This is a genomic window from Methylotuvimicrobium sp., from assembly GCF_050611805.1.
Taxonomy (GTDB): Bacteria; Pseudomonadota; Gammaproteobacteria; order Methylococcales; family Methylomonadaceae; genus Methylotuvimicrobium.
In genome coordinates this window covers 35,626-48,645 of the sequence record NZ_JBNGHF010000011.1, presented here as the reverse complement: position 1 = coordinate 48,645, position 13,020 = coordinate 35,626, and the positions used below count along the sequence as shown (strand labels likewise).

Genomic DNA, 13,020 nt, shown 5'->3' with positions numbered 1-13,020 from the left:
ATTGTGGGAGGCCGCATCGCTAGAGCTCTATGCCCGAAAACAACATGAAGGCCATCGCCATCAAGCCGGCCGTGATGAAGGTAATACCGAGACCTCGCAGACCTTCGGGTACGTTGCTGTATTTCATTCTTTCGCGAATGCCCGCCAATCCGACGATGGCTAACGCCCATCCCGTTCCGGTACCGAATCCGAACACGATGCTCTCGGTAAAATTGTAATGACGCTCGACCATGAATAGGCTGCCGCCGAGGATGGCGCAATTGACCGTGATCAGCGGTAGAAAGATACCAAGCGCAATATAGAGCCGGGGAATATATTTATCCAAAAACATCTCCAGAATCTGCACGACGGCGGCGATCACGCCGATATAGCATAAAAGCCCCAGAAAAGTCAGGTCTATGCCTTGTAGTCCGAGCCAGGCGAGCGCGTTTTCCTTGAGGACATGCTGATAAATCAAATTGTTGATCGGCACGGTGATCGACTGCACGACGATGACGGCAATGCCGAGGCCGGTAGCCGTAGACAGTCGATCGGATACGGCCAGAAACGTGCACATGCCCAGAAAGAAAGCCAAGGCCAGGTTTTCTATGAAAACAGCGGTCAAAAAAAGACTCAAGTAATGTTCCAACATGGATTTACTCCGGTCCGTTGTTATCGGCGAAATTCTTTTGTTTACGCGCTTTTTCGAGAGCGTTTAGGTAGGGTCCGTAGCCGTGTTCGCCCAGCCAGTATCGGACCAGATTGTTGACTCCGCGACTGGTTATCGTCGCACCGGAAAGCCCCGAGACTTGATGATCCGCATCGCCGGCGTCCGGTTCGACTTCACCCCTCACGACTTCGATCACGACCCGACCTTGATCGTCAAACGCTTGCTTGCCTTTCCAGCTATTTTTCCATTGCGAATTGTCGACTTCGCCACCTAGGCCCGGCGTTTCCTTATGCTTGTAAAAAGTAATGCCGGTAATCGTGCGTAGGTCTTTATCCAGCGCGATGAATCCGTAAAGAGTCGACCACAACCCTCGTCCGTAGATAGGCAGGATGAGTTTTTGAAGGTGTCGATCCGTCTCGACTCGATAGACCGCCATGTATTGTGGGCGCTGTTTGATTTTTGCCTTGTCGTACTCAGGCGGTACGGATGCGCTATACCTTGGGTCTGCAGTCAGTGTTTGAATATCGAAGGCTTCGATATTCAGAGTCTCATCGAATTTTTCCGGTGCTACGACGTCTCCCGAATCCAACGCTATCATCTGCGGTACGATGTTTTGTCGGTAGACGGCTTCAATATCGATCCCGGGTTCATAGAGATCCGCAACGGCCAGGATATTTCCGATCCTGTCCAGGCGTTGGTTTTGCCTTTGCTTCGGTTGCAGCAATATCGCGGTCGCGGATACCAATAAAGAACAGATCAGGCTCACGCCCAATACGATCCGGAGGGTATTTTTGAAGCTATTTTTCCGCATCGACAGTTTGCCTCCTCAACCGTTTTCGGATATGACGGCTGACGAACAGCCTGTCTATGGTCGGCGCAAATACATTGCCGAATAAAATGGCCAGCATGATGCCTTCCGGAAAGCCCGGATTTATGACCCGGACCAGCACTGTCAAGGCGCCGACCAGAAATCCGTAGACGTATTGACCGGGCAGAGAATGCGCGGCCGAGACCGGATCGGTGGCCATATAAACGGTGCCGAAGGCAAATCCGCCCAACACGAGATGCCATTGCGGCGTGAGCTGAAACATCGGATTCGACGGGTTGCCGACATAGTTGAACAGCAATGATAAGCCGACCATGCCCAATACCACGCCGGTCATGATGCGCCACGACCCGACCCGGCTAACGATAAGAATCAACGCGCCGATCAGGCAGGCCAGCGTCGAGGTTTCGCCCATCGAGCCCGGCATGAACCCGAAGAAGGCATCCTGCCAAGAAACGCTCAGTTCAAGCTCGGGGGCGGGTAATTCCGCCAAGGGCGTGGCCCGGCTGTAACCGTCGACCGGCACCCAAATCGAATTGCCGGTCATTTCTCTCGGATAAGAGAAAAACAAAAAGCTACGTCCGACCAGGGCCGGATTGAGTATGTTCATGCCGACGCCGCCGAAAATTTCCTTACCGATCACCACGCCGAACGATATACCGAGCATGACCTGCCACAAAGGAATGTCGGGCGGCAGAATCAGCGCGAACAGCAGACTGGTGACCAAAAAACCTTCGCTGATGGCGTGTTGTCTGACGCTTGCGAACAGCACTTCCCAAAAGCCTCCCGTGACAACGGTAACGATATAGACCGGTAAAAAATACAGCGCGCCCAGCAGCATGTTATCCAGCATTCGGTTCGGATCATGACCGACACCCAGCAAGGTCAGTAGCGCGCCGCGCCATCCCGAGGCATGTTCGATGTTTAGTTGCTGCAGCGCCAAGTTGATTTGCAGACCGGTATTATAAAAAGCCATGACGACGGCCGGTATCAACGCGACGATGACGGTGACCATCATGCGTTTCATGTCCATCGCGTCGCGCACATGCGGGGCGCCACGGGTAACCGTTCCCGGCGTATGGAGAAAAGTGTCCACGGCCTCATAGAGCGGGCCGAGTAAGCGCCGCGTTTCGCCTTTGTTAGTTTGAGAGCCGCTTTTTCCGGAATCTTCGCTCATAAGGATTCATGCTCCAGGGTTTCTTCCTCGATCATATCCAGATTTCGGCGCAGCAACGGCGCGAAATCCAGTTTCGATGGGCACACAAAGGTACATAAGGCCAAGTCTTCTTCAGCCAGTTCGAGACAGCCGAGGTTTTCGGCTTCTTCGATATCTTCGACGGCCAGCGCTCGCAGCAAGAACAACGGCATCAAATCCAAGGGCATGACGCGTTCGTAATTACCGTTGGGAATGATGGCCCTGATATCGCCGTGCGTCGAGGTCGTGAAATCATAAGTGCTGCCGGGAATGAACTTGGATAGCACGACATTCTTGACCGAATAGAGCCTAAGGCCGGGATTCAACCAACCTAATAATTTGCGTTGTCGGTCTTCCGGCAACACCGAAATCTGCTGATGATAGCGGCCCAGAAACGCCGTGGCGCCTTGGGCGTGGTGACCGGACAATACAGAGCCGGAAATGATGCGATTCTCGCCGTCTATCAGCGCGTCGCGGCAATGGTCGTCCAAACAGGCGCCGATTCGGGTCTTGATCAGGCAGGGATGCAGCACGGACGGGCCGGCTAAGGCCGCGATGCGGTCTACATAAAGCCGGCCGGTAGTGAATAACTTCCCGACTGCGATCACATCCTGCAGCCCGATATGCCACACCGTCTTGCCGAGATGGACGGGGTCGAGAAAATGGATATGCGTGCCGACATTGCCGGCCGGATGAGGGCCTGAAAAATCCGTAATAGTCAGATTTTCGATAGCCAGGTCGGGCAGCGTCGTTTTGGGATGTTTGCAAAGAAAGACGCGGCCTTCGGTTAAGCGAGCGACGATTCGCACACCGTTGATGAAATCCCGCTCATGGCCGTCTAACATCGGCTCGATGGCCGGCGCCAACGGGTTGGTATCCATGGCCGTGATAAATAGCGAGTGCGGCACCGTGTCGGGATCGGCCGTCTTGTTGAACGGTCGCGTGCGCAACGCCGTCCATAACCCCGAAGCCAGCAGTTGGTCGATTATTTGGCGGCGGGTTAGCGAGATTAGCCGGTCTTCGGAATAGGCCTCGAAATGAACTTCTTCGTCGCTGTCGGTCAGCTCGATCACGACCGACAGCAGAGCGCGCCTTTCGCCGCGATTGATCGCTTTGACAAAGCCGGTTCCGGGCGAGGTGTAGCGTACCGCCGGCATTCTTTTATCGGTGAACAACAATTGGCCTTTAATGACCGGATCGGACTCTTTGACCGCCATCTGCGGCTTTAAACCGGCCGTGTCGAAGCCGAGTATCGCAACGCTTTTCGGCGGAGGCAGGGATTTGATAATCTGTTCAGGCCTGCCCTTGATGGGCAGGTCCAGGCCTTTTTTGATTTTAATCATCATCGATGCCCGTTTCTGAAAAAATTGCTAAGGGATCTTAAAATACCTCAACTCATCTTCGGCTTTCAACTCAAGCCGCCGACTTCAAAACGCATAATCCTAAAAAGAGCAGTTGGCATGTGTTGTAGACCGTTCGTGCTGAGCCAAGTCGAAGCATGAAGGGTCTACAACACTTTCACCGGCTTGGTGAAGCCTCAAACCACCCCTCATCCTTCGGCAGGGCTCTCCTGAGCGTAGCTGAAGGGGCTCAGGGCGAACGGTAGTTAGAGGCACTCAACTACTCTTTTTAGGATAATGTTTTTGAAAAAGCAGAAATGAAACGGCTGTTGATGGATTGTCATGTATCGATCATTCAGAACAATGACTGAACACTCGACCAAATAACCGCCCAATCGATTTACGCCAATCCGATACCCGTAAAGCGGTTCGTTAAGCCCGCCTAGGGGGCATTAGCGATAGCGTACTGCAACGAATGAATAAAATCCATCATGCGTCGCAATACGACTATCGCCTATTGACGCCCTACATACAGTTGCACCTTACGGACTATTAATCGTGAGCGGCAAGCGGATGATGCATGACATCTTCCTGAGCAATGACTTCCGCCGGTTTTGGCTCCCCAGCGATTGCTCGCTTGATTGCCAGCTTGACGGCCTCATAATTCCAGTCCTGGATTTTGTTGTCATCCTGCGCATCCCAATGAATATAAACGCCCACGCAAATAAATACATCTCCGGCTTCATCCAGAGGGATTACACCTTCTTTGACGCTATCGGCCACGGCCTTGGCTACGCCGCGCTCCGCGGGCCCAAACATTTGGTTCACTTGTTTTTCGTTTTTGAGTTCGACTTTGTTGAATATGACGGTATTGGGCTTAGCCATGAGATTGGGAGCTACCAATGCCAATAGCGCATTGTCGCCTCGTTTCTGGTTGGTCAACGTAATACAAAATGCGACTTCAGCGGCGCTGCCGCGAGGCCCCATCAACAAGTCAATGTGGGCCATCTCGTTGCCTTTTCCTACCAAGGCTTCACCGACCAGTACTTTATCGATTTTCGGCATGTTCATGATGATCTCTCCACTTAAGCATTCAAAAATTATCTATAATCTTGACAAGATTCAGCCGATTTCAGTATTTCCTATACAACTGACTCGTAAACATTAATAGGTCAATGGTTATAGACGTTTTGCTTTAACCCATTACTTAGGAACGTGCATTTTATAACTTACGCAACCGACAGGTCTTTCTGTCCGTCTTCTTCGTTGCTCAAACAGTTACATAGCCTGCTATGCGCCTGTTTGAGCGCCTTGAATACGAACAAAAATCCTGCGTCAGTTGGGTGACTTATTTCATGCCCGTTTCTTAACGAACCTCCGCTAAAAACGAGAGGAAGCGAATAACGGATTGAAAGTGCGAATACGCGTCGTATTAACGATGCAACTTAGGACATGGTCAAAAATAACCTCCCTCCGTATCCTTTGCTCCAACCGGAAGAAGGAAGGAGTAAAATGCGGAAGTTATTTTTGACGTAATCCTTAATCAGAATCCGGGTGAATAAACGCTCTGACGTAAAGGTTTCATGTTTCTTGAATTCGCCAATCATAAAATACGTCCTTTTGCGGTTTTATCCCCAATTGAGAAGTTCATAAACTGACAAAGGAATAAATTCATTTCAAAAAGCTTCCCTTCAGGTCCCGAATATCAATAGGACCGGGTTCGGCAATGAGCTTGCGAGCCGCGTCAACACACTCCCAGACATTCCATAACAGCACGCCGCGTACTCGGTCCTCTTTTAGGTAATAAACCACGCCTTTTTTATAAGGTTCGACCCAATCCTCCATCGTTTCCAACCGGGAGTCCGTGCGGCCGACGGCTTCGTAGCCCAAATCAAATAAATCGGAATAAAAAAAAGGAAGGTGATGATAAGGGACCGACTCGCCTGCCATATTCCGGCCGGCATGCTTCCCCATGTTCAGTGCGTTGTCCTCGTGTTCCAACCGAATGCGGGCATCCAAACTTGGATTATAAAAGTTGGCGACATCTCCGGCAGCGTAGATATCGGGGTTTCCCGCGCGCAGGAATTCATCGACAACGATGCCGTTATCGACCGGTAATCCAGCTTGCTCGGCGAGTCGAACATTGGGGCGGATGCCGATTCCGGCGACTACCGCATCGACCTTGATATCATGCTCATTCGTTCCATCGGCGCTTCGGACATTCAAAATCAATCGATCCTGTTGCCGCGTGAGTCCGGTGACACTATGCGCCGGTAATACTTCGACCCCCTTGTCGGTGTAATATTTATTCAGGAATTGATTCAGATCTTTAGGAAACAAGCGCGCTCCGATACCTTCCTCGGGAAAGACCATGACGACTTGTTTGTCGTTCATAGCTAACGCCGCGGCTATCTCCGAGCCTATGAAACCGCCCCCTATCACGGCAAAACGCTGTTTTCCATCGGCGATGGCGCGAAGTTTCAGATAATCGTCCAGGTCGCGGAAGTAGATGATGTCATCGCCGCCAAAGGGAAGACGCTCGGGGCTTCCGCCCGTTGCCAAGAGTAGCTTTTCGAAATGGTAAACGCTTCCTTGGTCATCGATGACTCGTTTGTCGCTTAGCTCCAAAGTTTGAACGGTACGACCCAAATGCATCGTCGCATTGTATTCTTCGTCGTTGTACCAGATTTTTTCCAGGGGCTTGCCTTGCCATAAACCTTTGGAAAGGGGGGGACGTTTGTAGGGAGGATGAGTTTCCGAACCGATTAATCCTATTGAAGCGGTAGGATCTACGGTCCGTATGCCGCGTATCGCGCCGTGAGCGGTCATCCCTCCACCAATAATGAGATATTGATAACTTAACATGTCATCCCCCTTGCCATTTGATGAAAGATCTCAACCCAGCTTTAACATTTCATGATCATAAATTATTGAACAATATGCATAAAATAAGTTAATGGCACTACAAAGTTAAATTTAGAATTATTTTTATTCCTATTATTTCAATAACATAGACCGTAGCCACTACATTTATTAAAGCTGGGTTAATTTTAAAGAGAAACTCTAATTTTTTTGTGACTAACAAATTCCTAATCGGTTCCTAATTTTTCTATTCTTTGCCGACGGGTCGGCCCCAAGCTGTGCTTGGAAGACTGAGTATACTCACCCGAAAACAAGCGCAGACAGCACCAGCCACCCGCAACAAGATAAGGCAGACCGCCCGGCACCCACATGATCAAACCGGTCAATTGTTGATCTTGAAGGTTGAGCAAATCGTCGTAGAACGGGGTTTGCGCGAAAGTCAGCAAGGCTCCGAGCATGCCTGTGCTCATTAGCGTCAATACTAAAGCCGGAAAGACGGTTAAGATGCGCCTTAACAAAATCGACCACCAAAATAAGCCGGAGGCGAGTGCGAAACTTAAGTGCTCGGCAAGATGCCACCAGGGATTCGCCAGCGTCAGATTATAAAAAACCGGCGTATGCCAAAACCAAATCACAAGACTTTGCAGGATGCCGGTCCGCAACGGATGACGGCTTAGTCTTAAAAAAGGCTTCCACAGCCGAATGCCGATTCTTCCGCTTGCGGCAAGCCATTGCGGTAAAGGACGAGCCATTACATACAGCGGGGCGATAACGACCAGTATCAGCATGTGTTGAACCATGTGCAGAGCCGAGGAACTTTTATCGAACCACCCGTCCGTATTGCCTAACATCGTCATGACAGCAATAAGACTAGCTCCATGAAACAGCAGCCGGCGATTTTTGGTAGGCCGGATGCGGCCAGCTCCGATAACATAGATCAACCAAAGAGCTGTCGGCAACAGTCCACCGAGCATGGCCGATAACCGTGCTTCAGTAGCATCCTCGCCCCAGCCATGCGCCTCTGCAATATCAATTGGCAAAGCCGAGACTGCCAGCAATAACGCGAGCCTTATAAACATGGCGGTAATAGCAGCGACATGAGCCCTTGGCTAAGCGTCACGACGGCGCCCAATAGATTGACACCGGCACCCAGCACGGCGATAAACGCATTGATTTCGGAATCGGCATCATTGTTGCCGGAACGCGCCGCGCGCCAACAATTATTCGCCCAAAACAACAACAAAGCGGTTACGGCTAGGGAACCGATCAACAGCGTTGCATTGATCCATGTGAAAGCCCCTTGTTCGATAGGAGGCGGTGCTTGTTCGCAGAAAAATGCCAAGGCCCCGTACTTCACGATAAACCAAAGTATCCAGACCGTTAGTCCGAAAGCCAGTTGCATTGGATGGTATAATAATGCTTCGCGCGGCCACATTTTCGGTTTTCTGACGCGCTCTTTTGTCCGGTAGCTGCGTTGCGAAAACAGTTTCATAGCTTGCTATGCGCCTGTTTTTGCGCCTTGCTACCGAACAAAATAGCATTGCCATAAAAGCCGAAAACATGACCGCGCGAAGTATACGTCGACAACATCAGGCGCTTCTCCAAACAATAGGCAGCATGATGACGGCCATGAAGCTTAGCCAATATACGGCGGTCGTATAAAGCCACCAGGGTTTCACGACGGCTATTTCATAGGGCGCCGCCTTGCCGACATAGCCGTATGCAACGCGCATAGCTTGCAGTGTCGTCATGATCACGGCGAGTCCGCTGTGAAACAATTGATACATCAGTATCACCGCGATCACGGCATCATGGGCTGTTTGTGTTGCAAGCAGTGACGAAGCCGACCAGGTCCAGATTAGTACGCCACAATGAACCAAACCGACCGCCGCTATCGACCACAATTGTCCTTGCAGATGATCATCCCTATCCTCGCGTAAGCGTAGAACGATAAAATGATGCCAAAATGTTGCGATTGTGAGCAATACACCGCTAATCAGCAACGGCTGCCAAGCCAGCGGCACCGTTTCAGGTGCCTGCCAGTTCGGCGCTACGATCCGCAAATAGAGCCAACCGAAAAGTATGGACAAAAATAGCGCACCGTCGGCCAGCAGCGTTACGACCATGCCCCACAAACCGGGGCCATTGAAAGTGCGCGAATGCAGTTGCGGATAGCCGGGTTTCGCGGCAGAATCGGAATCCTCTTCAAGAAAGGCACCGTTTTTCCAAGACCAGCTTAGTAGTAACACTAGGCTGACCGTCATCGCGATCAATGCCATGCTATAATTGCGGATCAAAAGACTGATACATAAGCCGGATAACGCCAAAGCCGAGTAAAAAGGCAGCCAGGAATTACCGGGCAAATGAATGATTTCTCGAATAGCGCCGGAAACCGGATCTGAGCCCCAGGTTTCGCGTCTGCCATGATCGATTTCGGATAAGCGGTGATGTCCTTCGGCTATGGTTGCTTGCAGATCCGGCTGGTCCCACATCGGATGCCGCGTCGAACAGTCCGGCAAGCTGATGAAATTATAGGGTTGGGGCGGCGTATCGGTCGCCCATTCGAGCGTGTCGGCCTGCCAGGGATTGGTACAGGCAAGGCGACCGAAGCGGAAATGCAATACGATATCGAGCAGAACCATCGCGATACCCATAGCCATGATAAAACCGCCCACAGACGATATGCTGTTGGGCAGTTCCCAGCCCAATCCGGCCGGATAAGTGTAAACGCGTCTCGGCATACCGAGCAGTCCGGTCAGATGCATCACCAAAAATGTCGTGTTAAAGCCGACAAACGTCAGCCAGAAGCCCCAGCGCGCGAGTTTGTCCGACGGCATTCGCCCCGAGAAATGCGGCAACCAGTAATAAAGACCCGCCAGCAAAGGAAAGATAATGCCGCCGACCATCACATAATGCAAATGCGCGACGACGAAATGCGTGTCATGCACTTGCCAGTTAAACGGCACTAAGGCCAACATGACCCCGGTCAAACCGCCTATCATGAAAATAAATAAAAAGCCGACCAGCCATAGCATCGGCACATGATAAACGGGCCTCCCAGTCCACAATGTCGCCAGCCAGGCGAACAACTGAATGCCGGTAGGAATCGCCACCAGCATGCTGGCCATCGAGAAAAACGCCTGCGCCAACTGCGGAATTCCGACCGTAAACATGTGATGTACCCATAAACCGAAACTTATGAATCCTGTCGCGATAATTGCCAGCACGATCCATCGATAGCCGACGATGGGTTGGCGCGAGAACACCGGCAGCAGGGTCGAAACGATTCCCGCGGCCGGTAAGAAGATAATATAGACTTCGGGATGACCGAACAGCCAGAACAGATGTTGCCAGAGAATCGGGTCGCCGCCTCGTGCGACATCGAAGAACGGCATGCCGGCAGCGCGCTCCAGTTCCAACAGGATGCTGCCTAGAATCAGTGGCGGAAAGCCGAACACGATCATCAGCGCCATGACCAGAATGTACCAGCAAAAGAGTGGCATATGCAGCAATGCCATGCCGGATGTGCGTGTGCGCAAAATCGACACGGTTAGTTCGATGCCGGCCGATACTGCCGAGATTTCGATAAACGTGATGCCGAGCAGCCAGAAATCAACGTTCGGCCCCGGTGAGTAAACCTCATTGGTTAACGGCGTGTACATGAACCAGCCGCCCGCCGGCGCGATACCCAATACCAAGCTCGACATCAAAATCAGACTGCCGAACAGATAGCACCAGTAACCGAAAGCGCTGAGACGCGGAAACACCAAATCACGTGCGCCGATCATTTTCGGGATCAAATACATCGCCAGACCCTCGAGCACCGGTACCGCGAACAGGAACATCATGACCGTTCCATGCATCGTAAACAACTGATCATAGAGTTTCGGTTCGATGATCTCCTGTTCGGGCAGCGCCAGTTGCGTGCGCATCAGCATCGCGAGCAATCCGCCGATCAGAAAGAAGATGCCGCCCGTGATCATGAAGCGAATGCCGACCGTCGTATGGTTAACGATAGTCAAGGCGCGCCAGCCGCGCGGATTGCCCCAGACCTTGAGAAATTCGTCGTGCAGAGCGGCCTCGGCCTTTCGGGTTTCGTTATTCGTATTCATATGTCTCCAGCCACGACTCAAAATCTTCAGGCGTGTGAACCTGAACCTCCAGCATCATATGGGCGTGGCCCACTCCGCAAAATTCCGCGCACTTCCCTAAGAATTGCCCCGGCGCATCTGCTTCGATCCGCAAGACGTTGGTGCGGTCCGGAATCATATCGATCTTACCGGCCAACCTCGGCACCCAAAACGAATGAATGACATCGGAGCTGGTCACATGGATATCGACCGGCGTCCCGGCCGGCAAGTGCAGTTCGTTTATCAGCACGATATCGGTATCGGGATAGCGAACCTCCCACCACCATTGGTGTCCGATAACATCGATACGCGGCACCGACTGTCCGGCAACAGGCAACGGCAGCATGCGATAACCCATCGGAATGCCGAAGCTTAGCAGCGCTACGATGCCGACGATAGGCAGCACCAGTCCGCCGCCGATGATCCAGTTTCGATTGATTCTATCGGCTTGCGCTTCGGTAAGCGATCGCGGGTTGCGCCGCATCGCATAAATCCATAAAGCCATGACGGCCAGCAATACCGCAACCGAAAAACCGAACATACCCCACCACAATCTGCTTACGGCAAGAGCCGAAGGGCCGGCGGGATTTAATATGGATTGAGGGCCGCTGCAGCCGCTCAGTAAACTCAGCGTGATAATTAACGAGGGTAAGGTTAAACTTGGCATCATCGTTGATAATTCCGACTTTAACCGCGAGAGGAGAGCGTTATGGCGCGAGACCCCATCATCAGCCGCATGTCTATCGGCGGACATCCGATCCACCCGATGTTGATTCATTTCCCGGTAGCCTTTTTGCTCGGCTTGGTAGGCGCCGATTTGGCGTATCTTTATACGGCCGACCCATTCTGGATTCGAGTCGGTTTGTGGTTGTCGGGTCTTGGCAGTCTCGGCGGCTGGTTTGCCGGGCTGGCGGGCTTCATCGACCTGGTGCTCGTTCCGCGCATCCGAAATTTGCCGATCGCATGGATCCATGCGCTGCTGGCCGTGATGACGCTGGCGCTGGCTTCGTTCAATTGGGCATTGCGCTTTCATGACGAAAGCGGCTTCGATCCTTGGTATTTGTATATTTCGCTGCTGACGGCTGCGCTGATTGCCGTTACCAGCATGTTGGGCGGGCAACTGGTTTATGGACATGGCGTCGGAGTTCATTCCGAACCTTGATACAGTCACCTTGAGATATCTCACTGTTAACTCCTAAAAAGGCTTGGTTAGCACAATCCAAACGATTGCCGGAATCGATATCGCCGCCGTAATTCCGATCGCTATGCACGGCAGGGTTAAGTTTTTATCGGGCGCGTGCTCTGTGCGAATTAAAATCCAGCCGGAAAGAGCATGACACAATACTAATGTCAGGACTAGCGTAAGCTTTAAAATGAGCCACCGGTCGATAATGCCGCCCGTCAGAAATAAGGCCGTACCGGAAACGATTGCGGTCAAAGCAGCTGGCGTCGCTACCCCAGTAAAGATCTGGAACGTCAAGGCCTGATGACTTTGTTCTTCATGATCGGAAAAAACACCTGTAATCAGCGCGGGCAGATAAAGCAATGAACCGCACCAACAGATCACAGCCGCTATGTGTAACAGTAACAGCAAAAGCCAAAGCATATTGTTCCCCTTTTAGGTTTGAAGTTTTTCCTAACACCTTCATAAAGTTAGTCAATTTTCAAATATCAAGGGCGTAAATTCAAAGTCCTTCCTGATTAGCAAGTTTCTTCAGCTAAAGCCCAAAGATCAGCAATTCCCTAGCAGGACGGGTTTCGTAAGTCATCCGCGTCAAGCGAAAAAAACGGCCAACCCACATCACGCTCTTTCCCAAGCTCCAGCTTGGGAAAAACACTCCAGAAGCTCCAGCTTCCTGAGACCGACACAACCCTCGCACATTCTCAATCAACCTCGACTCGCTCGTTTAATTTTTCTTGATTGTCGGGAAGCCAGAGCTTCCTGAACAGGTTACCCAAGCTGGAGCTTGGGTAACAGCATAACTTCAAGTTTCGGCAGAGCCAGAGGAGACGCCTGG

12 protein-coding genes are annotated in these 13,020 nt (G+C 51.7%); 1 reads left to right on the top strand and 11 read right to left on the bottom strand.

What is annotated here, in order from left to right; genetic code table 11:
• Positions 1-19 precede the first annotated feature (19 nt).
• From nqrE to coxB, 10 genes are all read right to left on the bottom strand, one after another.
• On the bottom strand, positions 20-631 hold the full coding sequence (gene nqrE / locus ACRJJO_RS07490; protein WP_431065239.1) for an NADH:ubiquinone reductase (Na(+)-transporting) subunit E: 612 nt from the start codon (positions 629-631) through the stop codon (positions 20-22).
• A 4-nt stretch (positions 632-635) separates the two neighbouring features.
• Positions 636-1,460 (bottom strand): Na(+)-translocating NADH-quinone reductase subunit C, encoded by an 825-nt coding sequence (locus tag ACRJJO_RS07485; protein WP_431065238.1) that lies wholly within the window; start codon positions 1,458-1,460, stop codon positions 636-638.
• Entirely contained in the window at positions 1,447-2,652 is a 1,206-nt protein-coding gene (locus ACRJJO_RS07480) for an NADH:ubiquinone reductase (Na(+)-transporting) subunit B (protein ID WP_431065237.1), read from the bottom strand. Before ACRJJO_RS07480 ends, ACRJJO_RS07485 begins: the two co-directional genes overlap by 14 nt.
• On the bottom strand, positions 2,649-4,016 hold the full coding sequence (locus ACRJJO_RS07475) for a Na(+)-translocating NADH-quinone reductase subunit A (protein WP_431065236.1): 1,368 nt from the start codon (positions 4,014-4,016) through the stop codon (positions 2,649-2,651). Before ACRJJO_RS07475 ends, ACRJJO_RS07480 begins: the two co-directional genes overlap by 4 nt.
• A 546-nt stretch (positions 4,017-4,562) precedes the next feature.
• Positions 4,563-5,075, bottom strand: a complete 513-nt coding sequence (gene fae, locus ACRJJO_RS07470; RefSeq protein WP_431065292.1) for a formaldehyde-activating enzyme — start codon at positions 5,073-5,075, stop codon at positions 4,563-4,565.
• A gap of 606 nt (positions 5,076-5,681) precedes the next feature.
• The gene (locus tag ACRJJO_RS07465; RefSeq protein ID WP_431065235.1) at positions 5,682-6,875 is read right to left on the bottom strand and encodes an NAD(P)/FAD-dependent oxidoreductase; all 1,194 of its coding nucleotides are present in this window, start codon (positions 6,873-6,875) and stop codon (positions 5,682-5,684) included.
• A gap of 224 nt (positions 6,876-7,099) precedes the next feature.
• Entirely contained in the window at positions 7,100-7,951 is an 852-nt protein-coding gene (locus tag ACRJJO_RS07460; protein WP_431065234.1) for a cytochrome c oxidase assembly protein, read from the bottom strand.
• Positions 7,942-8,364: a hypothetical protein gene (locus tag ACRJJO_RS07455; RefSeq protein WP_431065233.1), complete on the bottom strand. Its 423-nt coding sequence runs from the start codon at positions 8,362-8,364 to the stop codon at positions 7,942-7,944. Before ACRJJO_RS07455 ends, ACRJJO_RS07460 begins: the two co-directional genes overlap by 10 nt.
• 97 nt (positions 8,365-8,461) lie before the next feature.
• A complete protein-coding gene (gene ctaD, locus ACRJJO_RS07450; RefSeq protein ID WP_431065232.1) occupies positions 8,462-10,984 on the bottom strand; it encodes a cytochrome c oxidase subunit I in 2,523 nt (840 codons plus the stop codon).
• The gene (gene coxB, locus ACRJJO_RS07445) at positions 10,971-11,672 is read right to left on the bottom strand and encodes a cytochrome c oxidase subunit II (RefSeq protein ID WP_431065231.1); all 702 of its coding nucleotides are present in this window, start codon (positions 11,670-11,672) and stop codon (positions 10,971-10,973) included. The genes ctaD and coxB overlap by 14 nt, the downstream gene beginning before the upstream one ends.
• A gap of 39 nt (positions 11,673-11,711) precedes the next feature.
• Here coxB and ACRJJO_RS07440 point away from each other — a divergent pair, with 39 nt between their 5' ends.
• Complete coding sequence (locus ACRJJO_RS07440; RefSeq protein WP_125218815.1) at positions 11,712-12,164, top strand: DUF2231 domain-containing protein; 453 nt, start codon at positions 11,712-11,714, stop codon at positions 12,162-12,164.
• Positions 12,165-12,197: 33 nt separating this feature from the next.
• Here the strand turns inward: ACRJJO_RS07440 and ACRJJO_RS07435 are convergent, their stop codons facing one another.
• Complete coding sequence (locus ACRJJO_RS07435) at positions 12,198-12,608, bottom strand: CopD family protein (protein ID WP_431065230.1); 411 nt, start codon at positions 12,606-12,608, stop codon at positions 12,198-12,200.
• Positions 12,609-13,020 lie beyond the last annotated feature (412 nt).